The following is a 26,994-nucleotide window of genomic DNA, read 5'->3' as shown; positions in this document are numbered from 1 at the left end:
TTCATGGAAGATTTCGTTCATTTACACGTTCACACCTATTATTCTATTCTAGATGGCCAGTCCAAGATTTCAAACTTGGTCAATAAAGCCATTGGCAACGGCATGAAAGGCATGGCCATTACCGACCATGGCGTCATGTTTGGCATTAAGGAATTTTGGGATTATTGTAGCGAAGTCAACAAAAAACGAAAGGCAGATGGACTGGAACCTTTCAAACCCATATTGGGTTGCGAGATGTATGTGGCCCGCCATCGCAAGGAAGACAAGGTGAAAGAGAATGGTGACAATTCGGGTTATCACCTCATTGTACTTGCCAAGAACTATCAAGGATACAAGAATCTTATTAAATTGGTATCGCGTTCGTGGGTAGACGGTTACTACTACCGACCGAGAACTGACCGCGAAGACCTAGAGAAATACCACGAAGGACTTATCATTTGTACAGCTTGCTTGGCCGGAGAGGTACCTCGTAAGATTATGGCCGACGATCTTGACGGCGCACGCGAAGCATGTCTATGGTACAAGAATCTATTCGGTGACGACTTTTATTTGGAGTTACAACGCCATCAAGTTACCGACCCTACCCTGCTAGCCAATCGTACTGCCTATCCTTTACAGCAGAAAGTGAATGCTGTATTGGAAGACTTCAGCAAGGAATTGGGCATCAAACTCGTCTGTACCAACGACTGCCACTTCGAAGATAAAGAGACGGCCGAGGCGCACGACCACCTGCTTTGCCTAGCCACAGGAAAGGATTTGGACGATCCGAACCGCATGCGCTACAGCAAACAGGAGTGGTTTAAGACGCGCGAAGAGATGAACGAGGTGTTCCCCGACCATCCGGAAGCCATGCGAAATACGCTTGAGATTCTGGACAAAGTGGAATTCTACAGTATTGACCACGACCCGGTGATGCCTTTCTTCCCAATCCCGGAGAGCTTCGGAACAGAAGAACAGTGGCGTCAAAAATTCACAGAAGAAGACTTATATAAGGAATTTTGCAGCGACGAGAATGGCGAAAATCCCATGTCGGCCGAAGATGGAGAGAAGCGAATCAAACATCTTGGTGGTTACGACAAGATTTATCGAATCAAGTTTGAAGCCGACTATTTGGATGAATTGACATTCCAAGGAGCCAAAAGAATATATGGAGACCCGGTGCCAAAAGAGGTAGAAGAGCGCATCAGATTTGAACTTCACGTGATGAAGACAATGGGATTCCCCGGCTACTTCCTCATTGTACAAGACTTCATCAACTCTGCTCGCGAGCAGTTAGGAGTGATGGTAGGTCCCGGCCGTGGCTCTGCTGCGGGTTCGGTAGCTGCCTATTGTTTAGGAATCACGAAGATAGACCCGTTGAAATACGACTTGCTGTTTGAGCGTTTCCTCAACCCCGACCGTATTTCTCTCCCCGATATTGATACCGACTTCGACGATGACGGACGTGGACGCGTGCTCCAATGGGTGATGGATAAGTATGGTCACGAGAACTGTGCGCATATCATTACCTACGGAAGTATGGCTACGAAAAACTCCATCAAGGATGTGGCACGTGTAGAAAAACTCCCGTTGGAAAAAGCGAATGCACTCTGTAAAGCTATCCCCGACCGTCTGCCGAATGGTTTGAAGATGAATCTTACCAACGCTATCAAGAGCGTTGACATGCTACGCGAGGCGGAAGCTTCGATCGACCCACGCGAACGTAACACCATGAAGTATGCAAAGATGCTTGAAGGAACGGTACGCGGAACGGGTATCCATGCCTGCGGATTCATCATTTGTCGCGACCCTATCAGCGATTGGGTGCCTATCTCAACGGCCGACGATCCCGACTTTAAGGACTTAAAAGTGCCTGTGACGCAGTACGATGGGCACGTTATCGAGTCTACCGGACTCATTAAGATGGACTTCCTCGGACTCAAGACGCTCTCTGAGTTGAAAGAAGCTGTCAAGAATGTAAAGCTGACAACGGGCGTAGAAGTAGACCTTGACAACATACCTATTGACGATGAGCTTACCTATCAGCTCTATCAACAGGGACGAACGATTGGTACTTTCCAGTTTGAATCGCCCGGTATGCAAAAATATCTGCGCGAACTTCATCCCACGGTATTTGGCGATCTCATTGCCATGAACGCCCTCTACCGCCCCGGACCAATGGACAATATTCCGTCGTTCATTGCCCGTAAGCTCGGCAAAGAGCCTATCACCTACCCTATTCCTGAGATGGAAAAGTATCTAAAAGATACGTATGGCATCACCGTTTATCAAGAGCAAGTCATGCTTCTGAGCCGCTTATTGGCTGGCTTTACGCGTGGACAGAGCGACACATTGCGTAAAGCTATGGGTAAAAAGAAGATTGACCAGATGAACAAACTGGAGAAATTGTTCTACGAGGGAGGCGAAGCACGCGGGCATGACCACAAGACTTTGAATCATATCTGGGAAGAATGGAAGAAGTTTGCATCCTATGCTTTCAACAAGTCTCATGCAGCTTGCTATAGTTGGGTGGCTTTCCAGACGGCTTATATGAAAGCCCATTACCCGGCAGAGTTTATGGCTGCCATTATGACACGACGTAAAAGCGACATCAAAGAAATCACGAAACTCATGGATGAATGTAAGTCTATGGGTATTCCTACGCTGGAACCGAGTGTCAACGAGAGCTATGGTAACTTCGGTGTAAACCAAAAAGGCGAGATAAGATTTGGTTTGGCAGCCATCAAAGGAATGGGCGAACAGGCCGCAGAAGCTATCATCAACGAGCGAAATGAGAATGGGCCATACAAGGATATATTCGACTTTGCACAACGAGTAGATTTCTCTAACGTCAATAGGAAAGCCTTTGAATCGCTCGCCATGAGTGGCGGATTTGATTGTTTCGGGCTGAAACGCGAGCAATATTTCGGCAAGAATAATAAAGGTGACGCCTTCTTGGACACCTTGGTTCGCTATGGTCAGTTGTATCAAGCGGAACAGGCAGAGGCTCGTAACTCCTTGTTTGGAGGTTCAGACGCCGTAGAGATAGCCACTCCTCCCATTCCTCAAGTGGAAGAATGGAGCACAATAGAGAAATTAAATCATGAGCGCGACCTCGTAGGTATTTATCTGTCGGCTCATCCTCTCGATGAATTCAGCATCATCTTGAACTCTATGTGCAACACACATTGTGCCGAATTAGAGGACAAGGAAGCTCTCGTTGGCAAGCAAGAGATAACAATTGGCGGTATGGTAACGGCCGTAAAATCCGGTTTCACCAAATCAGGTAAGCCCTATGGAGTAGTCACTTTAGAAGACTTCGAAGGCAGTGGTGAACTCTTTATCATGGATGCCGAATGGGGCAGATGGAGCGGAATGTTTATTCAGGGAGCCATCATCTTCATGAAAGCGAACTGTAGCAAGAGATATCCCACAAGCACCTACGTCGACTTTAAGATTGCCGACATCCAGTATATGCAAACTATTCGCGACACACGCATCGAAAGATTCACCATCAGTATGGACATCAACGACATCAACGAGACCATAGTAAACGACATATCTACACTGGTATCAGACAGTCCGGGACACACAATGCTCTTCATACAAGTAGTTGATAAAGAGCATAATTCAAACTTAATACTGCGTTCAAGAGCTCATGAAATAGGCCTTACTCGCGACTTTGTAAACTATGTAGAGTCTAATCCAGTCATGAGTTACCACGTGAACTGACAAAAATGGCAATTACTATCGGTCGCGACTTTTGGCATACAGTTTGCTCATAACAATATTGTGACAAGAATAATAAAATACATATAGAATATTAAAGAACGAAAAGATGGAAGTTAAAATTACAAACGAGAACTTTGAGAGTTACAAAAATGGAGAGTTACCTTTGGTAGTTGACCTATGGGCAACATGGTGTGGACCTTGCCGTATGGTTGGTCCTATCATCTCAGAGTTGGCAAACGACTACGACGGCAAAATCGTTGTAGGCAAGTGCGATGTTGAGGAAAACAACGAAATCGCAATGGAGTATGGTGTTCGCAACATCCCAACTATCCTCTTCTTCAAGGGAGGTCAGCTGGTTGACAAGTTTGTTGGTGCTGCAAGCAAAGAACGTATTGAAGAGAAATTCAAGGTACTTCTGTAATCTACAGAATGTTTTAAACATACAAGTGCAATGACATGACAGAATGTCGTTGCACTTTTTTTATTCTCAAAGAATAGGAAATGTGACCTTATCTCTTCCCTTTTTGTGTAAAATCAAGTATCTTTGCATAAGATATTCAACTTATCCTGCTGTATGAAAGAACTCGCATTAAAGTACGGATGCAATCCGAACCAGAAGCCTTCACGTATTTATATCGAAGAAGGCGAACTACCTATCGAAGTCATTAACGGTCGCCCGGGCTACATTAACTTTATGGATGCCTTGAATAGTTGGCAACTTGTGAAAGAATTAAAGGAAGCAACAGGACTTCCGGCAGCCGCAAGTTTCAAGCACGTAAGCCCAGCCGGCGCTGCCGTAGGACTCCCCTTGAGCGATACACTCAAGAAAATCTACTTTGTAGACGACGTTAAACTTCCGCTTTCTCCGATCGCTTGTGCCTATGCTCGTGCCAGAGGAGCTGACCGAATGTGTTCGTATGGCGACTTCGTTGCATTGAGTGACACCTGTGACGCAGTCACCGCGACCCTCTTAAAACGTGAGGTTAGCGATGGAGTTATTGCTCCCGATTACACGCCGGAAGCCATCGAAATCCTGAAAGACAAGCGTAAAGGCACCTATAATGTCATCAAGATTGATCCAAACTATCGACCGAATCCCATCGAACATAAGCAAGTATTCGGCATCACATTTGAACAGGGACGCAATGAAATCAAGCTCGATGATCCTGCACTTTTCGAGAATATCCCCACTCAGAATAAGACTTTCACCGACGAAGCTCGTCGCGATCTCATCATCGCATTGATTACTTTAAAGTACACCCAAAGCAATTCCGTATGCTATGTCAAGGATGGTCAGGCCATAGGAATAGGGGCCGGACAACAAAGTCGCATCCATTGTACTCGCTTAGCTGGTAGCAAAGCCGACACATGGTGGTTGCGCCAATGTCCCAAGGTTATGAATCTTCCGTTCAAACCGGGTATCCGTCGCGCTGACAGAGACAACACCATAGACGTCTATATCAGCGAAGAGCACGATGATGTATTAGCAGATGGCGTATGGCAGCAGTTCTTTACCGAGAAGCCGGAGGTACTTACGATGGAAGAAAAGAAAGCTTGGATTGCCCAAAACACGAAAGTTGCTCTCGGTAGCGATGCTTTCTTCCCATTCGGAGACAACATCGAGCGTGCCCATAAGAGTGGCGTTGAATTCATCGCACAAGCCGGTGGAAGCATCCGCGATGACCATGTTATCGACACATGCGACAAATATGGCATTGCTATGGCATTCACTGGAGTGAGATTGTTCCATCACTAAGAGTTAAAGTTAACAAGTAAACGAGTTGACAAGCAGACTAGTTAGAAAACACAACCAACAACTTTTAATCTACTTGTAAACTCGTTCACTTGCCTACTTAATTATTTATTCAAAAATAGACTTGTTAACTTGTCTACTTGTTAACTCGTCAACTCAAACCACAATGAACGACATCAACGAGATAATAGAAACAGGAATGGTCTTTAAGGCCGCATCCAATAAGAGCGGGCAGAATGATGATAAAGTAAAGACCAAAGCTAAGAAGAAGAAATATATCACCGGAGCTCACGGCTCAGGCTCAGCTCGTCAGAAGGCTAAATACAGACAACAACGAGCTAAGCGGCACAAGTAATCATCATCTTACTTCTTCTCTGCGAAATAATTACGTTCGCTTTTGATATTCCCGTTCTTTGACAATACGAGCGTACATTGCTGCAAAGAACGGTTGGCATGGTCGAAGACAACAGCCGGATTCACCTTTCGACCTTGAAAATGCACCTCAAAATGTAAGTGCTCCGTGGTGGCGCGACCGGTTCGACCAGTCAATCCTATCACCTCTCCGGCTTTCACTCGCTGCCCAGCCTTAACTAGATTCTTTGATTGATGACTATAAAGTGTCTCCAAGCTATTGGCATGCTTAATAACGATACAGTTACCATAGCCTGAGAAACGCCCCGAACGAGTAACCACACCATCAAATGCTGCACGCACATTGTCGTTCGGTCTAGTCTTCAAATCAACACCCGAATGGTGACGTTTTCCGCCATACGGACTTATCACTTTACTTCCTAACAGTGGATAAGACCACTCCATCTTCGACAGATTAGACAAATTCAGCCTAATCGTATTGCCTCCTTCAAACGGATTCTTGTCCACATCTCCGCTCATACTATTGCTTGTTCCACCCTTATTAGCCATAGCCAAACTCTGTGAACCTGCATTCGATGGCTCCGGTTGCGATACCGTTACACTCACTCTTTGGCCTACACGTTTGCACAACAAAGTCTGTTTACGCAATCGATGTGACTTTATTTCCAGAATTGTTTCGGGATTAATACGCGCTCCATTCACCATAATGGAAAACAAGGTATAAGCTTGTGCACCGTCATACCCCACAATAGCGATTGTCTGTCCGGCCTGAACGTGCTGCCCCACCTGTACCAAATTCTGCGCATTATGACTGTACACAGTCTCCAATCCATTATTATGGCGAATGACAACCACATTTCCGAAGCGGTTCACCGAACGCGATAAACGGACTACTCCTTCAAACATAGCCTTTACAGCATCGCCCTGCGTGGTCGTTATCTTCACTTCTTGTTGATTCACCACCTCTGCCTTTCCCACCGGAAGTGGGAAAGAATAATCGCTATTCTTAAGTATACTGAAGTCTACACTGAAAGCATTGGAACGACTGAACAGCCCCGGTGTGCTGATACTGATTTGTTGTTGTTCCGACGCACTGAATGTATCTTTAGCAGGCATAAATCCCGTTGTAATACCAATAAGCGTCAGGCCCATGACAATCTGTCTGAGTCGTGTATTCATTTTGTTTAGGTTTTAATTGTTATATAGTCTCTGTCAAAAGTATCCCAGTGAATATTCGGCCGGATTCGACACCCAGTCGACGAGCCGAAAAGAATTCATCGGAATGAGCATACGTGCATATCCCACTCATGCGAATGCACTGTGAAGCCACGCCTGCCTGTAGTAGCTGGAGTCGATTACACTCCGGCAGGTCGATATGCCACTTATTTAACTTTCGCGTAATGGCAGACATGTCAAACGATGCTTGCTCAAATTCATCGTAAACTTCCTGTCCAACTTCGAAATGTTCCAGTGAAATGCCGGGACCAATGATTGCTAATAGGTCAGAAGGTTTGGTATCATAGGCTGCAACCATCTCGGCGACACTCTTCAATACAATGCGCTTTACAGTGCCACGCCAACCGGCATGAACAGCACAACCGGCACGATGCACAGGATCGTAAAGCAAAACCGGGATGCAATCGGCTGTCGACACACCGATACAAACACCCGGAATATCGGTCATGATGCTATCCGCACCATCGAGAATAATGCGACGTTCACCAGTGGGCAAGGTAAAGAAGTCGGCCGATACCACCCGATTCTCCGTACCATGTACCTGATGCGGCAACAACAACCTGTCGTCGTCAATACCTAATGTCGCACAAAACGCGGCTCTATTATCAGCCACCGCTTCCGCATCATCCCCACAATAGGGGTTGATATTAAACTCTCCATAATCGCCTTTACTCACTCCGCCATGCCGTGTCGTGCTAAAAGCCACAACACCTTCGGCCAGTTTATAAGTATGGAGTATAGGCTTTGTCATGGGCTTGTTATTATTCTATATCGTCTTCATCCTCATATTCGAAGTCATCCAACTCGTCGAAGTCTTCGATATCAGCATCTTCCAGTTCCTCAACATCCTCATCGGCACCTTCATCATGCATCTCGTCGGCAAAGCGTATCATGTCTTTGTCGCGATGTACGAGTGTATCTTCGGCCATGATTCCTTGCAGTTTGTTGCTCTCACTGTTCAGTTCGCGCCACAAAATATCCTTCAATTCCATGAGTCCTTGCCCTGTCACCGACGAGATAAACACCACCGGTAGGTCGTCGGGCAACGTCTCTTTCAGCATCTCCATCAACTCTTCGTCTAGTAAGTCACACTTCGTTACGGCCAATACACGATGCTTATCCAGCATATCAGGGTTGAAATTACCCAATTCGCGCAGCAAAATCTCATACTCTTTCTTGATGTCGTCTGTATCACCGGGCACCATAAAGAGCAACAATGAGTTTCGTTCTATATGGCGAAGGAATCTCAAACCGAGTCCTCTACCCTCACTTGCCCCTTCAATAATTCCCGGAATATCGGCCATGACAAACGATTGCATATCGCGATAGCCCACAATTCCAAGCGACGGTTCTAGCGTTGTGAAAGGATAGTTGGCTATTTTCGGGCGTGCACTCGACAACGATGAAAGCAACGTGGACTTACCCGCGTTGGGGAATCCCACCAATCCCACATCAGCCAAAAGTTTCAACTCCATCACTACGGTGAGCTCTTCCATCGGTTCTCCGGGCTGTGCGAAGCGTGGAGCCTGATTGGTTGCGGTGCGGAACTGAAAGTTTCCAAGTCCGCCACGACCACCTTTCAGCAGCATGACCACCTGTCCGTCTTCCATCACATCACAGATATACTTACCCGTTTCAGCATTATAGACCACCGTACCACACGGTACATCAATGTACACATCCTTAGCATCGGTACCATGACACTTGTCTCTTCCACCGTTTCCACCATGCTCTGCAAATATATGGCGCTGGTATTTCAAGTGCAATAGCGTCCAGTAATTGTGGTTACCACGCAGATAGATGTTACCACCACGCCCACCGTCACCACCATCGGGTCCACCGTTGGGCTGGTATTTCACGTGGCGTAAGTGCATAGAACCTCTTCCGCCCTTACCTGAGCGACAATGTATCTTTACGTAGTCTACGAAATTTGAATCGGCCATATATTGTTAGATTACACGTTGGGGAATTTGTTCAGATGTTTAGGAGTCAATTCTTTATGCCTTCTAAAAATCCATGGAGAGACCTCCATCTATTAAAAACGAACAAGAGTTAGTAGGATTCGAGTTCTCAGCAAAGTCATAAGCCCGTGGCTCACGCTTCCATCCACTCCCACTAACTCCTATACCTTACTCTGCTTTTACAAGTTGATATATAGATAGAAGTTAGTAGGAGGTAACGGGAGATAGCGGAAGATAACAGACATTTGTCCGATAGCTCCTGCTAACTCCCTTTAATTCCCGATAACTCCTAAGTTGAGCATACATGCGAAACTTAAACACCCTATATTATTATAGAGCGTCTACTACTGTTGCTATACGAGCAAAAATCTCGTCAACGGTGCCAAGTCCTTCGATATGATGATGGATACCTTCCTGCTCATACCAGTCGATAAGCGGAGCTGTCTGTGTGTTATATACATTCAAACGCTTCTTGATAGTCTCTTCATTATCATCGGAGCGGCCACTTTCCTTACCACGGTTGATGAGTCGAGCCATCAATTCGTCTTCCGGAACAGATAGTTCCAGCATGGCAGCCACCTTATGTCCACGCTCAGAGAGCATCTTCTTCAAAGCCTCAGCTTGTGGAGTTGTACGGGGAAACCCGTCAAAAATCACACCGGCATGGTCTTTTCCAAAGCCGTCGTATACGCTGGCGAGGATGTCAATCATCAATTCATCGGGTATCAACTGGCCGTTATCAATATATCCCTTCGCAGTCTTGCCAAGTTCTGTACCGTTCTTAATCTCGCTACGGAGCACATCACCAGTAGAGATATGACCTAATCCGTACTTTTCAATCAACTTATCGCTCTGTGTACCTTTACCAGCACCGGGAGCACCGAAAATTACAATATTCTTCATTTTTTATCTTATTATTTTCTTCTCTCTTATCAGCTGTCCAACGTGTAAATGTCTCTCAACTCGCGACCTTGCTGGTCGTAATCTAGTCCATAGCCCACAATAAAGTCGTTGGGAATCTCCATTGCAGCATACTCTATATTGAGTGGTACCTGCAACTTACCGGGTTTCAACAGCAACGTACAAATATGGATAGACGCAGGCTTACGCGTTCCAAGTTGTTCCACCATGCGCTTCATGGTCAATCCGGTATCCACAATATCTTCAACGATAACAACTGTGCGCCCCGTCAAATCTTCATTGACACCAAAAATCTCTGTGATTGTACCCGTAGAAGTCGTCCCTTGATAAGAAGCCAACTTCACAAATGAGATTTCACAAGGTATCGTGAGGTTGCGCATCAAATCAGCTGCAAAGATAAACGAGCCATTGAGCACAGCCAACAACAGTGGATTCTTGCCAGCCATATCACGATTGAGCCTTTCAGCCACTGCTTTCACACGTTCTAGAATCTTTGCTTCAGGGATAAACGTCCTAAACGTTTTGTCCTTAATAGTTACTTTATCCATTGCACTTGGAATAAAAAATTTGATTGCAAAAATACGAAAAAGAAATGAATAATAGTACATTTCCACATAGATATTACGTAGTCAACATCGTTAAATTGTCTCTTTCACCCCCACCAACTCATCACTTCTAACTCCTAACTCCTCACTTCTAGTTCCCCCTCTCGTCTACTTGTCTACTCGTCAATTTGTCAACTAGCCCACTGCAGCGTCTTGGCATTTTTGCTGTCTCCCCCTTGCAGCAATGCTGAATGGGCTTGGCAGCAGTACTGAGAAACTACTGCAACAAATTGAGTTCATCAGTTTTTGAGTAGATGAGTTATCGAGTGAACTTGTTAGTTCATGAGTTTTAAGCTGATAAGTTCTTTGTTCTCCCTCCCTTTTGGGAAACCATCGGTCATTGATAGAGTAGTTGCTGTCGGCTCAGCCACTTACACATGCCTTCAAAACGCCCTAACCAACTTCCCAAAACACCAAAAATAACATTGAAAAATGTATAAACTGAAAGTTTTATCAAGACAAATGTATAACTTTGCACCAATTATTTAAGTTTTTATTTTAATCAGGATTATAACTATATGGACAAGAAAATGATTTCAAGAATCTCGATGATTCTATTTTTAGCAGCAATTACTTTAGTATCAACAACTGTTTTCAGCTCGTGCAGCAAAGACGACGAGTTCGACAAGAATGTACTTTCCAAGATGCTCACATTTAAAGAAGCCAACGGTAAATACATCTTCAAATACAGCACATGAAAAGCTCCCGAAGCAGACATCACATTCACCGTACCCAGCAATATGGACGGTAAAGAGATTGATCTCAGCAAAAATGGAGACTGGACTGTAGATAGCAAAGACATCAAAGCCAATGGCAAAGACAATTTACTTGACCCTACAAGCTCCGTATTTGTAAAGAGGGTGGGCAAAGAAAATATAGAACTTCGTTTCAATTTGAAGCAGACTATTCGTGGCGGAGAACAGAAGCGAAAGGGCGAGTTTGCCGGTAAAGCCAACATACAATAACCAAATAAAAAGTAGGACAAACCACTCTCATATCCGCCATTTTTTTGTATTTTTGCAGGGATATGAAGATTTTTACCGGAGTTCAAATCAAAGAACTCGACAAATATACTATAGAGCACGAACCCATCGAGTCGATTGACTTGATGGAACGTGCTGCTAAAGCCATCACAAGAGCCATCACCGACCGGTGGACCAACCGTATGCAAGTGATGGTTTTTGCCGGCCCGGGTAACAACGGAGGCGATGCATTGGCCGTAGCACGCATGTTAGCCGAGCACGATTACCAAGTAAACGTGTACTTATTCAACGTACACAACTATCTATCCGAGGATTGTACCATCAACAAACAGCGACTGCTTGACTGTAAACGTGTCAAGGAGTTCAACGAAATATCCGTCAACTTTGATCCTCCCAAACTCACTAGCGACACCTTAGTGGTCGACGGACTTTTCGGTTCAGGCCTCAACAAGCCACTGGCGGGGGGCTTTGCCTCGCTCGTAAGATACATCAACCAGTCACCGGCCAAGGTGGTAAGCATCGACATGCCGTCGGGGTTGATGACCGAAGACAATACTTATAATGTTCGTATGAACATCATAAGAGCCAACGTCACCCTCACCTTACAGCAGAAAAAACTGTCGATGCTGTTGCCCGATAACCAACTATACCTCGGCGAAATACAGGTACTCGACATCCTATTGTCATCCGAATACATCGCAAAAACAGAAGCTTCCTACACACTTATTGATGAGACCGACGTAAGAAAACTGCTTAAACATCGTGGTGACTTCGTACACAAGGGCAACATGGGCAACGCTTTACTCATTGCCGGAAGCTACGGTATGTCGGGAGCAGCGATACTCGCTGCCAAAGCTTGTATGCGTTCGGGAGCAGGAAAGGTAACCATAAACACGCCAAAACGCAATTACGACATCATGCAAATCAGCGTCCCGGAAGCCGTGATGCAACTAGATAAAGACGAAACTTTCTTCTCCGAACCTGTTGATACTGCCGACTTCGATGTACTAGGTATAGGTCCCGGTATGGGGCTACAGGAGAGTACAGCCATCGCTATGATTGCCCAATTACGTCGTACTCAGTGCCCTATCGTGGCCGATGCCGACGCTTTGAACATGTTGGCCAACCACCGGGCATGGATGCAACAGTTGCCTAAGGGTATCATCATGACACCACATCCCAAAGAGTTCGACCGTCTATCGGGCGGAGCAAGTAACGGAGACTACGAACGATTGGCCAAAGCACGCGACTTAGCTGAGCATTTGGGGGCATACATCATCCTAAAAGGACACTACTCGGCACTCTGCTTGCCCGATGGTAACATCCTCTTCAACAGTACAGGAAATGCCGGTATGGCCACAGCGGGGAGCGGTGACGTACTCACAGGTATCATCACAGGTTTGTTAGCTCGTGGTTATCAGCAGCGCGAAGCATGCCTATTAGGCATGTATCTACATGGACTGGCCGGCGACATCGCTGTTCGCGACAAAGGCATGGAGAGCCTCATAGCCAGCGATTTGATAGAGTATCTGCCGCAAGCTTTTAAACGTTTAAACGACTGAAACTATGAATATCAAGAAAATCTTGCTACCGGCAGCCCTTATACTGACTGCCATGAATCTACAAGCTCAACAGCCTGTGGAAGGAACAACGTATTTCTTGCCTAAAACGGCCATCAAGTTCAACGTGCTCATAGAGAAGACTACCACCACTCCGGGGCAACTGGCGCTCTATGCCGACAAATATATGAGAATGCGCGACGTACCGCAAAAACCAACCACTACATACAGATTGGTAAGCGTAAGTACACGTTCGGTGGGTCTACCCGACTCTACCAAGCAGTTCACATTGCAACTGGACAAGAAGCATGTCATCTATAGTGTGAACAGAGATGAGAACGGCGTGCTGCTGGCTGTCAACGCCCAACCGAAGAAACAACGACCTTATAAGGCTTTCAAACCGGCTCGCAAACCGACTCCAATAGACGCCCACAACTATATGACTGAGGACATTTTGGCTGCCGGAAGTTCTGCGAAAATGGCCGAACTCATTGCACGTGAGATATACGACATACGCGATAGCCGCAACCAACTGTCGCGTGGAGAGGCCGACTTTATGCCCAAAGATGGAGAACAACTCAAATTGATGTTTGAAAACCTAGACAAACAGGAGCGTGCACTGATGCAGGTGTTCGAAGGAACAACGCAAAAAGACACCGTTGAGACAGAGATAACATTCGTTCCAGAAAAAGAGGTTGATAAACAACTACTATTCCGCTTCTCTCAAAAATTGGGCATGGTAGACATTGACGATCTTGCCGGCAGACCTTATCTTGTAAAGGTTGAGGACTTGCACGACATCGCTACGATTCAGCTGGGAACCGAGAAAGAGAAGAAATCCAAGGATGATATAGGCCTGAATGTCAATCTGCCGGGACGTATCCGCCTCACCTTATTCAAGGCAGATGAACAATGGGCGAGCTTTGAACTTTATGCAGCGCAGTTCGGACGCATGGAAACTATGAGCGGAGAATTATTTGGTAAGAAGTTCAATACAAATCTTATATTGAACGGTATCACAGGAAACGTGGAGAGTATCAATATGCAACCACAGTAAACTCGCGCACACGCGCGTACTATTATATAATATGTCATGCAGGACTTTGAACGAGTCGTGCATGGCATATCTTTTATATGGATTTCTAACAAGGACTATATTCTATTTCAATCATTTGGAAAAAGAAAATAAAAAAATATCTTAAGCGGATAGGGGGATTTTATTTTTTCTCGTCATATAGATGAATTAACGAGTAGAATCTCTCTCTACAAGACAGTAAAGTGATTGACAACCAAGGGAATAAAGACATTCCCGGCTAGCCATGAAATCTCAACTGGACATATATATGCATGAAACAGAAGGAGAGCAATATACTTTCATATAACGGACACACATTTAGACACTCAACTTTACGATGGCGGTAAACACGCCAACTCACACGATTTAAAGTCTCTCCTCTCTGTTCATGTTTTCTAAGAAAAAGATTTGATGGAATAAGAAATACGCAAACTTTTGCGTATTTTTGTAGAATGAAGTTCATTCATACCATATATATAACAATAGCACTTATTTGTTTTGTTTCGATGGAGAGTCTTGGAAAAGATCTAACCTCTATCAAACAACAAATGGCTCTCATTGAGAAAGATAGGCATGTACACTTCATTTATGACTCTTCACTACCCATCAATCAAGCTTACAATGGGGCTTCTATAAAAGGCTTGACACTCTCTGAAGCTTTAACACAACTCTTTGGCAATACCCATATAGCTTGGTCGATACAAGGACAATACGTAATACTGACAGCCAAAGAGTTACAAGTCGTCAAAAACCAGCCCAAACCACCTACCCTATATACAATTAGTGGATACGTACACGACGAACATGGAGAAGTGCTTATCAATGCAACCATCTACGATAAAGATACAGGTGCAGGCACCATGACCAATGAATACGGCTTCTATAGTCTCACACTGCCAAGTGGGCAACATACGATTCGCATTTCTTACATAGGGTTCTCTGATGAAATAAGAAGCTTTGAACTCAAGCGCAACCACAATTGTTCTATCATTCTCAAGGAGAATACACACCTCTCGGAGATTGTTGTCACGGGCGATTTGAACTCACCTTTGCTGACCACACAGACAGGTAAACGTTCGTTTGGACGCAAAGATCTACAGACAGAGTTCTCACTACTCAGTTCGCCCGATGTGGTAAAGACATTACAAAGACTCTCCGGTGTGGCCGAAGGTGTAGAGATTGCCTCCGGACTTTACGTACATGGTGGCAACAATGATGAGAATCTATTCCTGCTGGATAGCAGCCCACTCTACCATTCAAACCACACATTAGGTATCTTCTCGGCCTTCAATACAAACATAGTAAACAATGTAGACTTCTATAAAAGCGGCTTTCCGGCACGCTACGGTGGCCGACTGTCATCGGTTATCGACGTCCGTACCAACGAAGGAAATATGGAACAAATACACGGAGCTGCCTCTATCGGACTGATAGACGGACGGTTCCAACTCGAAGGACCTATCAAGAAAGGCAAGACTTCATTCAATATTGGCATCCGACGTTCATGGATAGACCTGCTCTCCAAGCCTATCTCTTCGATTATCAGTCATAGTAAAGAATTCAAAAAGACCACTGTCAACTATATCTTCCATGACGTCAATGCGAAGGTTACACATAAGTTTAACGACCGAAGCAAATTGGCATTGAGCCTCTATTCGGGGCGCGATATGCTACGATTAGACAACAATGTGGCTTCAGCCATATTGACCGAATGGGATCGGGAAATCAGTAAATCGAAATTAACATGGGGGAATTTCAACGCCACAGTGGCTTGGCGATACCAATTTTCGCACAAACTTTTCGCCAATTTCATTGGTATTTACTCTTATAACAGGTCGAACTACACCTATAGCGACGATGATAGAATATACTTCTTAGACCATACTACGGCCGATATTTCGCACACAGAGCATGGCTACAAATCTACTATCTACGACTTAGGATACCGTACTGAGTTCGATTACAGACCGAACCCAACCCACCATATACGCTTTGGTAACGACCTTACCTACCATACATTCCATCCCCAAACCTACAGACGACTGGATTACTATGGCTATAACGAGAACGAACTGGATAGCGTTAGAACCACTAGCCACAACCGTTTGCACGCTATGGAACGGAATGCTTACATCGAAGATGAGATGACTTTCAACAACCATCTAAGCCTCAATGCCGGCATACATTTAGACCTTTTCGGTATTGTGGGTAAGAATTACTTCAATATTGATCCTCGTTTAGCTATCAAATATCAGGTAAACAACCATCTCTCCATGAAACTTTCATGGACATCCATGACCCAATTCGTTCACAAACTTTCCAATACCTATCTTGACATGCCGACTGATTACTGGGTGCCGACAACTCGTTCGCTAAGACCAATGCGGTCGTATCAGGTTGCCACAGGAGTATATACGCAGCTTGGACATAACTGGACAGCCTCGCTTGAAGCATACTATAAGTCTTCGCACAATCTAGTACAATATGCTAATTGGATGGGACTGGAACCGCCGGCAGCTAGTTGGGACAAAGACATCATGCAAGGAAAAGGACGCTATTACGGCATCTCGGTCGACCTCGGATATAAGACCAAAGACCTCAAGATAGACGCAGCTTACACGCTTTCATGGAATAAACGCAAATTTAAAGAGTTCTATCCGGGATGGTATTACGACAAATTCGACAACCGACATAAATTCAATATCAGTGGCAGATACCATCTAGCACGCAACATCTATTGCTTTGCAGCTTGGACTTTACACAGTGGTAATCGCGTAAGTATCCCTACACAGTATGCTAATTTGCCGGAAGTGCCCGCAAATATTGACGACGGAATCGTGCAATACTATTTGAATCTGGGCGATAATATAGCTAGCTTTGGCTATATCTACGACCGTCCCCACAACCAATCGTTGCCACTCTACCATCGCTTGGATGTAGGATTCGACTTCCATAAACTTACCAAGAAGAAACACGAACGTATATGGAACGTCAGTCTTTATAATGTATATTGTCACCTAAACCCACTTTACGTACAAATCAAAGTGAACAAAGAAGGTAAGTTTACAGCTCAGGCAAAAGGCTTTATACCCATCATTCCATCAATAAGTTACACTTATAAGTTCTAAAAAATGAGACTAAGAAGATTCATACAACATACTTTCATCCTCTGTATCATATGCTTGTTGGCGTTCAGTACGGTGGCATGTCAAGATGATTTCAATATTGTTTCTACCGATACTAACAACAAATTAGTAGCCTATGTATTCCCTTCTACGGCCGACACCACCTATATACAACTATGGAAGAGCATTCCTGTAGGTACAAAACGGTCTATATCAGCCTCTGAGGTAAGGGAAGCCAACATACAATATAGTGTCAATGGCATGCCACGCAAAGTTTACAAGAAAGAGAATGGTATGTACTATACCACGGGGAAACAGCAAACCGGAGATCTCATCAACTTGAGTGTATCAACCGACAGTCTCCCTAACGTAGAATCGCAAGGTTCCATTCCACAAGCTATTCCGATTATATCCGACAATACTATATACGTCACACGCATCGGAGAAGATAACATCAAGGATACATACTACCAAATACAAGCCCACTTTACCGACCCCGAAGCTACTGCAGACTACTATGCCGTGCGCATTCTAGTAAAGGATATAGCACCCAAAAACGACTCGTATGAGAATCTACAAGATTTAGATTCCGCCTATTTCTGGGCTGACATCAATACCAAAGACGAAATTGTGCTCAACCATATATCCGATATTGACAACAGTTTGGGCTTCAACAACATGTTCTATCGTAACTTCTACATCTTCAACGACCACAATATCAACGGACTAACCCATACCCTACGCCTCAACGTGTTGAGTTATCAAACCGCCATGACAAGCCAAGTACCCATCAGTCGAAGCTTTAAGGTATTCCTCTACAAGCTTTCCCCGGAGTATTATAAATTCCTCAAATCAATCAATGAATTAGCCAATAACAAGCTTGCTCGCTATGGTTTATCGCAGATGAAACCCTCTTTTACCAACATCCGCGGGGGCTTTGGCGTCCTTGGTTGCTACGCTCTGAGCGAGAGCGATTGGATGAAAGTAGAACTAGAATATTGAGAAAAGTTTTTTTATTTGCATTTTGAATGGGGGGAAATAGACTTTCTTACGTCATATGAATGAAATAGTAATTTGATCATGGACAAAAAACAAGAAACTGCCTTTGTGCTGCATTATTATCAAGAAGGAAAGCTCGATACCCGAAAAGCTATCCATAGATTTCGTGCAAGCGTCGGTATAAAGCCGAAACATACAGCCTTACGAATCGTCAGTATGGTAGCATCATTCCTCATTTTGCTCTCTATTGGCAGCTACTTGATGCTGCGTCAGCCCACAACTACATTGGTTGCCCGGACAGAGACCCAAAGTTTTTGGCTGTCAGACAGCACACATGTGACCCTATCACCACACTCGACACTCTCTTACAAAGGCGATAACTGCCGACAAGTAACCATGACTGGCAAGATATACTTTGAAGTAAAGCATGACAATCAGCGCCCTTTTGATGTGGAAAGTAGCCAAGGCCATGTACGAGTATTGGGTACTAAGTTTGAGATAGCCGAAACGACAGCACATACAGAAGTATATGTCAATAGTGGGAAAGTGCTTTTCACTGCACTAGGTCAAGCCGATGGAATCATGCTAACCAAGGGTATGCGCGCCGTCATATCACAAAAAGATGAGCGCCCTGTACGCATTGCTGACGAAGACGAGAACCACGTTAGTTGGGCCACCCATCGCTTCCACTTCGATAACACCCCTATCAATGAGGTGGTGGAAGACCTGAATGCCCACTATGGAACTCATCTTATAGCTCCCAACACCAATAAACGTCTCACAGGAAACTTTGATGCCGGGAAGCTAGATGAGATTATTGAGATTATCAATAAGACACTTGATATAAACCTTTCATTATAATACACACGCGCTTAGTCCTCGGAATGGTAACAGTAGTTTAGCGACATAGTCGACTCAAACCTTCCAGCATCCTGCTCCGAGGACAAGCTATATTTATACGAATATAGCCTTCTCCGGCGACATCACCGTAATGTGTACCGGCATTGACGTACACTTTACGTTCTTTCAGCCACCATTCTTCCAATTCAGCGACAGGCTTTCCCATAGCCGAAACATCTACCCATACCACGTAAGTGCCCTCTTGTCGCATCACTGTCCATTCCGGTTTGTGTTCTACAATGAATGCCCTTAGTGCTTTGTAGTTATCTCTTAAGTAAACATTCAATTCATCAATCCACGGCTCACCCTCCCGATAAGCAGTTTCAAGAGCCACCACTCCAAACGGATTAACATCGCAAACTTCATTGATATTGATAGCTCTGTCGATACGACGACGTACCTCTGCATTCTCACAAATGATATTAGAAATCTGCAAACCTGCAATATTGAAAGCCTTAGAAGGCGCATTCAGCGTTACCACATTCTTTAAGCAAGCCTCCGATACAGTCGCAAACGGAGTATATTGATAGCCCGGCATCACGAATTCACAGTGTATTTCATCACACACCACACGCACCCCATGGCGCAAACAGATATCGTTCATGCGTTCTAATTCCTCTTTCCGCCATACACGTCCACCCGGATTATGAGGATTACAAAGCAAGAATACCGTCGTCTTCTCATCGGCACACTTCGCTTCAAAATCCTCAAAATCTATCTCATAGGTATCATCTCGGCGTACCAATCTATTCTCCAAGACATTACACCCGGCATTTTTGATACACGAGAAGAAGCAATTATATACCGGTGTTTGAACTAAAACATTTTCTCCCGGCATCGTCAATGCCTTGAGAACACAGGCAATTCCGGGTACTACTCCCGATGTATAGAGCATCCAGTCGCGCTCAATCGTAAATCCATGACGACGCGCAAACCACCCCTGCACAGCCTCATAATAGCTTTCGGGCACTAGTGTATAACCGAAAACGCCATGTTCTACACGCTTCATCAATGCTTCCTTGATACAAGGAGCAGCTTCAAAATCCATATCGGCCACCCACATTGGGATGACATCAGTGTCTTTCACTAAATCCCATTTAATACAATTGGAATTACGACGGTCTATTAGTTTATCAAAGTCAAACATGTTATTATAAATTTATCGTTTTACTATTTCGCAGTTATTTGGTGCTTTCACGAATTCGTCGTAAGTCACACTGCTAATCTCATCGGCCACAATACGACCGGTACGAGGGTTCTTGATGTTGGTTATCGTACCACGAATATCGGCTTGAATATCCGAGTCTTCAAAGGCACGGTCGCATGCTGCATCAAATGTACAGTTCTCCAACACGAGGTTTTCCACGTAACATAGCGGTTGTTCTCCACTAATATGGCAGTTTACCAAGCGCACATGATTGCTATGCCAAGCCAAGTACTCACCGTCAAGTTCACTATCATAGATGGTCACATGGTCACATTCCCAAAACGCATCCTTCGTGGTAATCTTAGCATGATGCACTTCTACATTCTCACAATATTGGAAAACATATTTTGCATCGCTCTCCAATCCATCCACATAGATATTCTTGCTGAACATGAAAGGATAAGTCCCCTCATGCAAAGATACATTTTTTATTGTCAAACCATCAACTTTCCAGAAAGTTTCATCAGCATCATTGATTTTCACATTCTCCAATGTAAGGTTCTTCATCTCACGAAAAAACTTCGGTCCATCAATCACACTATCTTTCATTACCATATCTGTGCTGTACCAAATAGCCGACCGGCTCTCCGGCGCAAAGTAGCAGTTGGTTATCAGACTGCCGTCTACATGCCACCAAGGATATTTGCCATAGAATGCAGAATGGTCACATTCCAAATTTCGACAGCATTTTATACCCGACTCACCGTCCGTTATTTCAATATTTTCCAAACGCACATCGTGTGCTCCAAAGAGAGGGCGCTCGCCCCCAAACTTTTTATCTTTTATTATTTCCATCTTCATCTTGTATCTTTTGCAAAGGTAAAGAGAATATCGTAAACGGCAATTAAACAATTTACAGATTTAACTATCAATATTACTTGACGCCACATCAAGAACATCATATCATCCCTCACACAAGAAATATTCATTGCTTTAAGATGGCACTCATGAAGTTTTTCATACCTTTGCAAACAAATAATAGAAACACTTAATAAGTTATTTGTTTTGTTATGAGATATGGGAAAAGATATTAAGATTATCTGGAAAGAAGTCCAAGCCAAGCTGAATGCAAGAGAAACGATACAAGTAGATTTCGAAAAACTATCGAAATATTTTTCCAAACATCACATACATCTGAAGTCAGCATCGCTCCGTAAGCTCTGGAAATACGTCAAGGGGATAGAGAAACCGTCTCCTGAAGTCCTTGACCGCCTTGCCTTGCTTGCGGGTTTTGACGATTGGAACACCCTACGTACAACATTTAAGGATGAGGAAGAAAACACTAATAACAAATAATTAGTCTATAAAGGCCAATTAGTACGACTACTCTCATCCCCCCAATAACCAAAAAGAGGTTCAGCACCGCAATGGGCTGAACCTCTTTTTTTACTATCCTTATCGGATGGAATGAATTATTCTGCTGTAGCAACAAGAGTTCTCTTCTCCTTGATACGAGCTTTCTTACCGGTAAGTGCACGCAGATAGTACAGTTTAGCACGACGTACTTTACCACGCTTGTTCACTTCGATGCTGTCTATAGCAGGCGACTCAATAGGGAAGATACGCTCTACTCCTATGGTACCAGACATCTTACGAACAGTGAAACGCTTCTTGTCACCATGGCCGGATATTTTGATTACCACACCACGATAGAGCTGAATACGCTCTTTTGTACCCTCGACGATTCTGTAAGCTACAGTGATTGTATCACCGGCTTTGAACGATGGGAACTGCTTACCGGTAGCAAATGCTTCCTCAGCAACCTTTATTAAATCCATTTTGTTGTATTAAAAAAATGTTTGTTGCTCCAACGCAACGTGCGCGACAACTCTTCTGTCACCAGCGGTTACGCCGAAAATCGGTGCAAAGTTACAGCTTTTTCCACGATATGCCAAATGTTATTACATAATTCTTGACGTCATTGGAATATCTCACTGTACTTTTTTGCCAACATTCCTTCCTATGGATTTAATCCCAATTGGGATTCTGTTTCAATACACCTTTGCCCAAATCGATTTCCTTCAGAGGGATTGCCCACAAGTAATCACGGTTTGGATTAAACTTGCGAACTTCTACTTGGAATGGCTTTCCACTATCATCCACGCCCATGACAGGCTTTGTCACTTCTTTCTCAGTAGTCTTATAGCTACGCGTATCGAAGAGATGGATACCTTCAAAGGCCAATTCCAGTCTGCGTTCCAGTCGAATGGCTGTACGCATTTGGTCTTTGTTAAGCCCTGCAGGCAATGCCGGTAGATTAACACTCGGACGCTGACGAACTTCATTCACGGCATCATATACCTGCTGATCGGGTGCTCCGAGACGTTCATTACGAGCCTCTGCAAAGGTAAGCAGCACTTCAGCATAACGTATATAGATAAAGTTGGTCCAGTCATAATTATTGATACCATCATTCTCCGGATTCATATATTTACGCATACAATATCCTGTACGGGTATGACTACCATCGCCCAATTGCTTAATATCATAGGCTTTACCTGCTATCTGTGCCCCTTTCCAAAGAATAGAGAAAGCCAATCGTGGGTCACGATTCTCAAAAGGCTTAGCCGGATTATAGAGTGGCGACTCCTTGATAGACTTTCCATCGGTACAAGGATAAGCATCTACCATATCTTGAGTGGGCGAAAGAGCTTCCCAACCACCCATCATGATAGGTGCAAAGAACAATCCTATCTTGCTACCTTCCTTAGAATTCTTCGGATTCTCGATATATTCGCGATCGAAGAGTATTTCATCGCAGGTCTCAGCTACCGGTTGAAAAAGGTCACCATAATTATCGTAGAGTTTGAATTGCTTTGAGGCCATCACCTTGGCAGCAGCTTCTTCCGCTACATCATACTTATGGGCATAGAAAGCCACACGCGCTTTTAAGGCATAACAAGCACCGGCGCTGGGTTTACCATGGTCTACAACAGCACGCTTCATAGGCAGATTGGGAGCAGCTTTGTCAAGTAATCCTACGATATAATCATAGGTCTCCTCAGCCGTCTTCCTTGCAGGCATCGTCTCATTGAGTGCCAAAGGATGATCCAAAACAGGCACACCACCCATATATTTTAATAAGGTAGAATAGAAGAATGCCTCCAAGAATTGCACTTCTGCTGTGAGTTGTGCTTTGTCTTTGTCGTTCATCTGGACATCGGTTATCTTCTCTTTGTACACCAAACAGCGACGAATACCTTGATAAGCATCGTTCCATAATTGGAGGAAGTGCGGATTACTCGATGTAGAAGTACCTGCCGAGAGTGCTCCCTGCTCTGCTCCCACATGCACCGGAACAGCATTATCGGTATAGCAATCGGTCATGATGGTGTGGTTCTCAGGCTGTACCAAGTAGAGATAGATACCATTAACATAGCTTTGGGCATCATTGCCGTCTTTCCAAAACGATGCATCTGACTGGCGATCTTTCGGAGTACGCTCTAGAAAACTGTCGTTGCACGATGCAAACAGCAATAAGCCGGCAGCCAACAGTGGAATATATTGTTTGATTTTCATACTGTTCAAAATTTAGAAGTTTATGTTGAGACCGAATGAATAATTGCGTGTCAACGGATAATAGTTACCCGATACCATTTCCGGATCGACACTATCGAAGCCGGAGAGCGTAAAGAGATTGTCAATACTGCAATAGATACGTAGGCGACTGATACCGAACTTAGAGATAAAAGACTTCGGACAGCTGTATCCTACTTGCAAATTTCTCATCTTAAGATAGGATGCATCCTGTACCCAGAAGCTAGAAGTGACACGGTTCTTAGAGTCTTTCATCGACAAGCGAGGCATCGAACCATTGGGATTATCCTTGGTCCAACGATCCAAATACTTATCGGTCACCTTTCCACCATTGTAGAAAGCATAGCGAATCTCGCTCACCGGAAGTCCCTTAACGGCTGCAGAGCCTTGGAATACGGCATTCAAATCGAAGTTACGATATTGTACTGCGAAGTTAAGACCAAAACCAATCTTGGGGAAATACGAACCCAGCACACGGCGGTCGCGACTATCTACAGTCTTATCATCATTCAAATCACGATACTTCAAATCGCCGGGAACAGGTGTACCCATTGTCTGTGCAGGGTGTTTTGTTATCTCGTCAGCACTACGGAAGATACCATCACACTCGTATCCATAGTAAGCCCACAACGGATCGCCTACAGATTGTCCGGGAGTATCGCCCCCCTTGAGGTCGGTTATCTTATTGTGTACGTAGCTGAAGTTGGCATTCAGCGAGTAGTTCCAATCACCAATGTGGTTGTTGTGGCCCAACTGCAATTCAAAACCGGTATTGAGTACGGTTCCGGCATTCTGCATCGGTGCACCTACACCTGTAATATAGGGAATAGGAAGTTGCAACAATATATCGCGAGTCTCCTTGCGGAAGAAATCGGCCGAGAACGTTAAGCGGTTTCTAAACAGTGTAGCATCAAAACCAACGTTCCACTGTTCGGTCTTTTCCCAAGTAATATTGTTATTAGCCATTGGGCTGGCAATAGAGATACCTGTGTAGAGTTTGTTATTGAAACTATAATCGTAACCGTACACATAAGTATTCTGGAAAGGATAGTTATTAACTACTCCATTCACGTCGATGGTCTCTTGATTACCCAAAAGTCCCCAAGACAGACGCAATTTCAAGTTGTCTACCCAGTCGACTTTGAAGAATTTCTCTTCTGAGATACGCCATCCTACAGAGAAAGAGGGGAATACACCGAAACGTTTATTCTTGGGGAAGCGCGATGTTCCGTCGTCTCTAAGGTTTGCTTCGAATAGATAACGGTTATCATAAGCATAAGTCAGACGACCGAATACAGAGCGAAGTGCATATTCCACTTCGGTACCGGTAGTTGTCTGTCCAGTCACTTCTCCGGCATTAAGCTGGCTAAGTGAGTTAGACAGATTCTTACGCGAAGCTCCTAAAAGACGCGTCTGTTGATAGAGTTGTGAGTAACCCAAAAGCGCACCTATGTCGTGCTTACCAAACGACTTATGGTAGTCCAGATAGGCCTGTAAATTGATTTCGTATGCTTTGGTATCGCTTTCTGCCTGCTTACTTTGCGTCACCTTGATAGGCGTTTCCCGGCCGGCTTCATAGAAACTCATCGAGTTAGTATGTATAGGATTGTCGAGCAGGCTCACCGTAGAAGCTGCCAAGCCTCGCAATTTCAATCCATCGATGATGTCTACTTGTAATCCCAAGCTTCCTTGGAAGTTGGTATTGATTGCCTCATCAGTACCACCAATCCTTGAATAAGCCACAGAATTATGCTCGTTTTTGAACAATGGGTAGTTACCATTGCTGAGTTGGATAGGCGTAGTAGGTGTTTCGCGGAACGCATAATGCATCAAGTTGTCCATACCATCGGCCGGTTGCGTAGACCGACTGCGATACATGGCAAGGTCGGTAGTCAACTTCACACGTTTATTAATCTGTGCATCGATGTTCGTACGCACGTTGAACTTCTTGAAGTTGGTATTTTCTACAAGTCCTTGCTTGTCATAATAGTTCAGCGCTAACGAGTAAGTCACTTTCTCACCACCACCTTTGATACTCACATGGTGATTGTGGAAGAAACCGCTACGCGAGAGTAAAGCATCCAACCAGTCCGAGTTGGGATGCGTATCGGGTGAAGTTCCATCTCTAAATTTCTGCAAATCTTCGTTAGAGAAAGGTGCCGGCACGCCATCGTTCGTATATGCCTCATTCATAAGGGTAGCATAATTGTAAGAGTCTAGATACTTGGGCATGCGCGTAGCTTGCTGCCATCCCACGTAACCGTCGTAACTTACGTTCGTACGACCTTTGCTTCCGCGCTTCGTCGTGATAAGTACTACACCATTAGCAGCACGAACACCGTAGATAGCCGAGGCTGCAGCGTCTTTCAATACCGATATATTCTCAATATCATTGGGGTTGACACTGCTCATACTACTTTCTACTCCGTCGACGATTACCATCGCACTGGCATCGCCCATAGTGCCCAATCCGCGCACACGCATGATTCCTTGGTCGGCCCCCGGCATGCTGCTATTCTGTATGACCGTCACACCGGGCATCAAACCTGTCAACATATTGGTGACATCACTACCCACACGATTGGCCAATTTATCTGAACTGATAGACGCAACAGAACCGGTCAGGTTTACCTTTTTCTGTGTTCCGTAACCTACTACCACCACTTCGTCCAGAGCCTTGTTGTCCTCTTCCAACACAATATTGTATTGGTTAGTATCTCCCTTCACACGAACAACAGCCGGTTTGAAACCGATACACGACACATGGAGTTCGCTTCCGGGTGACACATTAATGGTAAAGTGCCCATCAACATCTGTCACAGCTCCCGCTTTTCGCCCGGCCGAGGTAACCACGGCACCGATAATAGGTTCGCCTTTGTGGTCTTTCACAACCCCAACTACACGTTGCGAGTTCTGTTGTTGTACACTGGCTGCAGGTGAAACATCTGTTACAGCATAGACATGAGCAGGTGTTGCTGAGACTCCGATAGCAAGTACAATGCCTCCAAACAGGCCGATCTTGGATCTTTTTGTCTTTTTCATGTTAATAC

The 26,994-nt window shown here is 44.6% G+C and carries 22 protein-coding genes; 12 read left to right on the top strand and 10 right to left on the bottom strand.

Annotation, left to right across the window (positions count from 1 at the left end):
- The first annotated feature begins 3 nt into the window (after positions 1–3).
- From dnaE to HMPREF3034_RS05805, 4 genes are all read left to right on the top strand, one after another.
- The gene (gene dnaE, locus HMPREF3034_RS05820; RefSeq protein WP_062433957.1) at positions 4–3,711 is read left to right on the top strand and encodes a DNA polymerase III subunit alpha; all 3,708 of its coding nucleotides are present in this window, start codon (positions 4–6) and stop codon (positions 3,709–3,711) included.
- Between the two features lie 106 nt (positions 3,712–3,817).
- A complete protein-coding gene (trxA, locus tag HMPREF3034_RS05815; RefSeq protein WP_062433955.1) occupies positions 3,818–4,132 on the top strand; it encodes a thioredoxin in 315 nt (104 codons plus the stop codon).
- A 153-nt stretch (positions 4,133–4,285) separates the two neighbouring features.
- On the top strand, positions 4,286–5,467 hold the full coding sequence (locus HMPREF3034_RS05810; protein ID WP_062433952.1) for a phosphoribosylaminoimidazolecarboxamide formyltransferase: 1,182 nt from the start codon (positions 4,286–4,288) through the stop codon (positions 5,465–5,467).
- Between the two features lie 163 nt (positions 5,468–5,630).
- A complete protein-coding gene (locus HMPREF3034_RS05805; protein WP_036896327.1) occupies positions 5,631–5,819 on the top strand; it encodes a hypothetical protein in 189 nt (62 codons plus the stop codon).
- 8 nt (positions 5,820–5,827) lie between these two features.
- On the opposite strand, the gene HMPREF3034_RS05800 is transcribed toward HMPREF3034_RS05805, so the two are convergent.
- The 5 genes from HMPREF3034_RS05800 to hpt form a co-directional block, all read right to left on the bottom strand.
- Positions 5,828–7,015 (bottom strand): M23 family metallopeptidase, encoded by a 1,188-nt coding sequence (locus HMPREF3034_RS05800; RefSeq protein WP_062433949.1) that lies wholly within the window; start codon positions 7,013–7,015, stop codon positions 5,828–5,830.
- Between the two features lie 19 nt (positions 7,016–7,034).
- A complete protein-coding gene (gene pgeF, locus HMPREF3034_RS05795) occupies positions 7,035–7,823 on the bottom strand; it encodes a peptidoglycan editing factor PgeF (RefSeq protein ID WP_036896329.1) in 789 nt (262 codons plus the stop codon).
- A gap of 10 nt (positions 7,824–7,833) precedes the next feature.
- Positions 7,834–9,015 (bottom strand): GTPase ObgE, encoded by a 1,182-nt coding sequence (gene obgE, locus HMPREF3034_RS05790; protein ID WP_036896330.1) that lies wholly within the window; start codon positions 9,013–9,015, stop codon positions 7,834–7,836.
- A gap of 348 nt (positions 9,016–9,363) precedes the next feature.
- On the bottom strand, positions 9,364–9,936 hold the full coding sequence (locus HMPREF3034_RS05785) for an adenylate kinase (protein ID WP_036896331.1): 573 nt from the start codon (positions 9,934–9,936) through the stop codon (positions 9,364–9,366).
- A 29-nt stretch (positions 9,937–9,965) separates the two neighbouring features.
- Positions 9,966–10,502, bottom strand: coding sequence for a hypoxanthine phosphoribosyltransferase (gene hpt, locus HMPREF3034_RS05780; protein ID WP_036896333.1), 537 nt, complete (start codon positions 10,500–10,502; stop codon positions 9,966–9,968).
- A 587-nt stretch (positions 10,503–11,089) separates the two neighbouring features.
- On the opposite strand from hpt, the gene HMPREF3034_RS12575 reads away from it, so the two are divergent.
- The 7 genes from HMPREF3034_RS12575 to HMPREF3034_RS05745 all read left to right on the top strand — a co-directional run bounded on the left by HMPREF3034_RS12575 (position 11,090) and on the right by HMPREF3034_RS05745 (position 19,161).
- Positions 11,090–11,257, top strand: a complete 168-nt coding sequence (locus HMPREF3034_RS12575) for a hypothetical protein (RefSeq protein WP_156431051.1) — start codon at positions 11,090–11,092, stop codon at positions 11,255–11,257.
- Positions 11,258–11,299: 42 nt separating this feature from the next.
- The gene (locus HMPREF3034_RS05770; protein ID WP_036896336.1) at positions 11,300–11,524 is read left to right on the top strand and encodes a hypothetical protein; all 225 of its coding nucleotides are present in this window, start codon (positions 11,300–11,302) and stop codon (positions 11,522–11,524) included.
- Between the two features lie 62 nt (positions 11,525–11,586).
- The gene (locus tag HMPREF3034_RS05765) at positions 11,587–13,104 is read left to right on the top strand and encodes a bifunctional ADP-dependent NAD(P)H-hydrate dehydratase/NAD(P)H-hydrate epimerase (RefSeq protein WP_036896337.1); all 1,518 of its coding nucleotides are present in this window, start codon (positions 11,587–11,589) and stop codon (positions 13,102–13,104) included.
- Between the two features lie 10 nt (positions 13,105–13,114).
- On the top strand, positions 13,115–14,158 hold the full coding sequence (locus HMPREF3034_RS05760; protein WP_036896394.1) for a DUF4831 family protein: 1,044 nt from the start codon (positions 13,115–13,117) through the stop codon (positions 14,156–14,158).
- A gap of 470 nt (positions 14,159–14,628) precedes the next feature.
- Positions 14,629–17,304 carry a carboxypeptidase-like regulatory domain-containing protein gene (locus HMPREF3034_RS05755; RefSeq protein WP_062433943.1) on the top strand — a complete coding sequence of 892 codons (2,676 nt, stop codon included), beginning with the start codon at positions 14,629–14,631 and terminating at the stop codon, positions 17,302–17,304.
- 3 nt (positions 17,305–17,307) lie between these two features.
- Complete coding sequence (locus HMPREF3034_RS05750; protein WP_036896340.1) at positions 17,308–18,303, top strand: DUF4249 domain-containing protein; 996 nt, start codon at positions 17,308–17,310, stop codon at positions 18,301–18,303.
- A gap of 78 nt (positions 18,304–18,381) precedes the next feature.
- Entirely contained in the window at positions 18,382–19,161 is a 780-nt protein-coding gene (locus HMPREF3034_RS05745) for a FecR family protein (protein WP_036896344.1), read from the top strand.
- Between the two features lie 37 nt (positions 19,162–19,198).
- Here HMPREF3034_RS05745 and HMPREF3034_RS05740 read toward each other — a convergent pair whose 3' ends face one another.
- Together HMPREF3034_RS05740 and HMPREF3034_RS05735 are read right to left on the bottom strand one after the other, a co-directional pair.
- Positions 19,199–20,347: a MalY/PatB family protein gene (locus HMPREF3034_RS05740; protein ID WP_062433937.1), complete on the bottom strand. Its 1,149-nt coding sequence runs from the start codon at positions 20,345–20,347 to the stop codon at positions 19,199–19,201.
- 12 nt (positions 20,348–20,359) lie between these two features.
- The gene (locus HMPREF3034_RS05735) at positions 20,360–21,202 is read right to left on the bottom strand and encodes a DUF3737 family protein (RefSeq protein WP_062433998.1); all 843 of its coding nucleotides are present in this window, start codon (positions 21,200–21,202) and stop codon (positions 20,360–20,362) included.
- 222 nt (positions 21,203–21,424) lie between these two features.
- On the opposite strand from HMPREF3034_RS05735, the gene HMPREF3034_RS05730 reads away from it, so the two are divergent.
- Positions 21,425–21,703, top strand: a complete 279-nt coding sequence (locus HMPREF3034_RS05730; RefSeq protein WP_036896347.1) for a hypothetical protein — start codon at positions 21,425–21,427, stop codon at positions 21,701–21,703.
- 116 nt (positions 21,704–21,819) lie between these two features.
- On the opposite strand, the gene rplS is transcribed toward HMPREF3034_RS05730, so the two are convergent.
- From rplS to HMPREF3034_RS05715, 3 genes are all read right to left on the bottom strand, one after another.
- Complete coding sequence (rplS, locus tag HMPREF3034_RS05725) at positions 21,820–22,185, bottom strand: 50S ribosomal protein L19 (RefSeq protein ID WP_036896348.1); 366 nt, start codon at positions 22,183–22,185, stop codon at positions 21,820–21,822.
- A gap of 190 nt (positions 22,186–22,375) precedes the next feature.
- Complete coding sequence (locus tag HMPREF3034_RS05720) at positions 22,376–23,926, bottom strand: RagB/SusD family nutrient uptake outer membrane protein (protein WP_062433934.1); 1,551 nt, start codon at positions 23,924–23,926, stop codon at positions 22,376–22,378.
- Positions 23,927–23,938: 12 nt separating this feature from the next.
- Complete coding sequence (locus HMPREF3034_RS05715) at positions 23,939–26,986, bottom strand: SusC/RagA family TonB-linked outer membrane protein (RefSeq protein ID WP_052052756.1); 3,048 nt, start codon at positions 26,984–26,986, stop codon at positions 23,939–23,941.
- Positions 26,987–26,994: the final 8 nt, after the last annotated feature.

The sequence above is a fragment of the Prevotella sp. DNF00663 genome, from assembly GCF_001553265.1.
In the GTDB taxonomy this organism is placed as follows: domain Bacteria; phylum Bacteroidota; class Bacteroidia; order Bacteroidales; family Bacteroidaceae; genus Prevotella.
This window is presented reverse-complemented; position numbering and strand designations above follow the sequence as displayed.

Coding starts and splice junctions, on each gene's coding strand:
- HMPREF3034_RS05750 (WP_036896340.1), top strand. CDS start 17,308: ATGAGACTAAGAAGATTCATACAACATACTTTCATCCTCTGTATCATA.
- HMPREF3034_RS05745 (WP_036896344.1), top strand. CDS start 18,382: ATGGACAAAAAACAAGAAACTGCCTTTGTGCTGCATTATTATCAAGAA.
- obgE (WP_036896330.1), bottom strand. CDS start 9,015: ATGGCCGATTCAAATTTCGTAGACTACGTAAAGATACATTGTCGCTCA.
- HMPREF3034_RS05735 (WP_062433998.1), bottom strand. CDS start 21,202: ATGGAAATAATAAAAGATAAAAAGTTTGGGGGCGAGCGCCCTCTCTTT.
- HMPREF3034_RS05810 (WP_062433952.1), top strand. CDS start 4,286: ATGAAAGAACTCGCATTAAAGTACGGATGCAATCCGAACCAGAAGCCT.
- hpt (WP_036896333.1), bottom strand. CDS start 10,502: ATGGATAAAGTAACTATTAAGGACAAAACGTTTAGGACGTTTATCCCT.
- HMPREF3034_RS05720 (WP_062433934.1), bottom strand. CDS start 23,926: ATGAAAATCAAACAATATATTCCACTGTTGGCTGCCGGCTTATTGCTG.
- HMPREF3034_RS05785 (WP_036896331.1), bottom strand. CDS start 9,936: ATGAAGAATATTGTAATTTTCGGTGCTCCCGGTGCTGGTAAAGGTACA.
- HMPREF3034_RS05800 (WP_062433949.1), bottom strand. CDS start 7,015: ATGAATACACGACTCAGACAGATTGTCATGGGCCTGACGCTTATTGGT.
- HMPREF3034_RS05715 (WP_052052756.1), bottom strand. CDS start 26,986: ATGAAAAAGACAAAAAGATCCAAGATCGGCCTGTTTGGAGGCATTGTA.
- HMPREF3034_RS05805 (WP_036896327.1), top strand. CDS start 5,631: ATGAACGACATCAACGAGATAATAGAAACAGGAATGGTCTTTAAGGCC.
- HMPREF3034_RS12575 (WP_156431051.1), top strand. CDS start 11,090: ATGATTTCAAGAATCTCGATGATTCTATTTTTAGCAGCAATTACTTTA.
- rplS (WP_036896348.1), bottom strand. CDS start 22,185: ATGGATTTAATAAAGGTTGCTGAGGAAGCATTTGCTACCGGTAAGCAG.
- dnaE (WP_062433957.1), top strand. CDS start 4: ATGGAAGATTTCGTTCATTTACACGTTCACACCTATTATTCTATTCTA.
- pgeF (WP_036896329.1), bottom strand. CDS start 7,823: ATGACAAAGCCTATACTCCATACTTATAAACTGGCCGAAGGTGTTGTG.
- trxA (WP_062433955.1), top strand. CDS start 3,818: ATGGAAGTTAAAATTACAAACGAGAACTTTGAGAGTTACAAAAATGGA.
- HMPREF3034_RS05765 (WP_036896337.1), top strand. CDS start 11,587: ATGAAGATTTTTACCGGAGTTCAAATCAAAGAACTCGACAAATATACT.
- HMPREF3034_RS05740 (WP_062433937.1), bottom strand. CDS start 20,347: ATGTTTGACTTTGATAAACTAATAGACCGTCGTAATTCCAATTGTATT.
- HMPREF3034_RS05730 (WP_036896347.1), top strand. CDS start 21,425: ATGGGAAAAGATATTAAGATTATCTGGAAAGAAGTCCAAGCCAAGCTG.
- HMPREF3034_RS05770 (WP_036896336.1), top strand. CDS start 11,300: ATGGACGGTAAAGAGATTGATCTCAGCAAAAATGGAGACTGGACTGTA.
- HMPREF3034_RS05755 (WP_062433943.1), top strand. CDS start 14,629: ATGAAGTTCATTCATACCATATATATAACAATAGCACTTATTTGTTTT.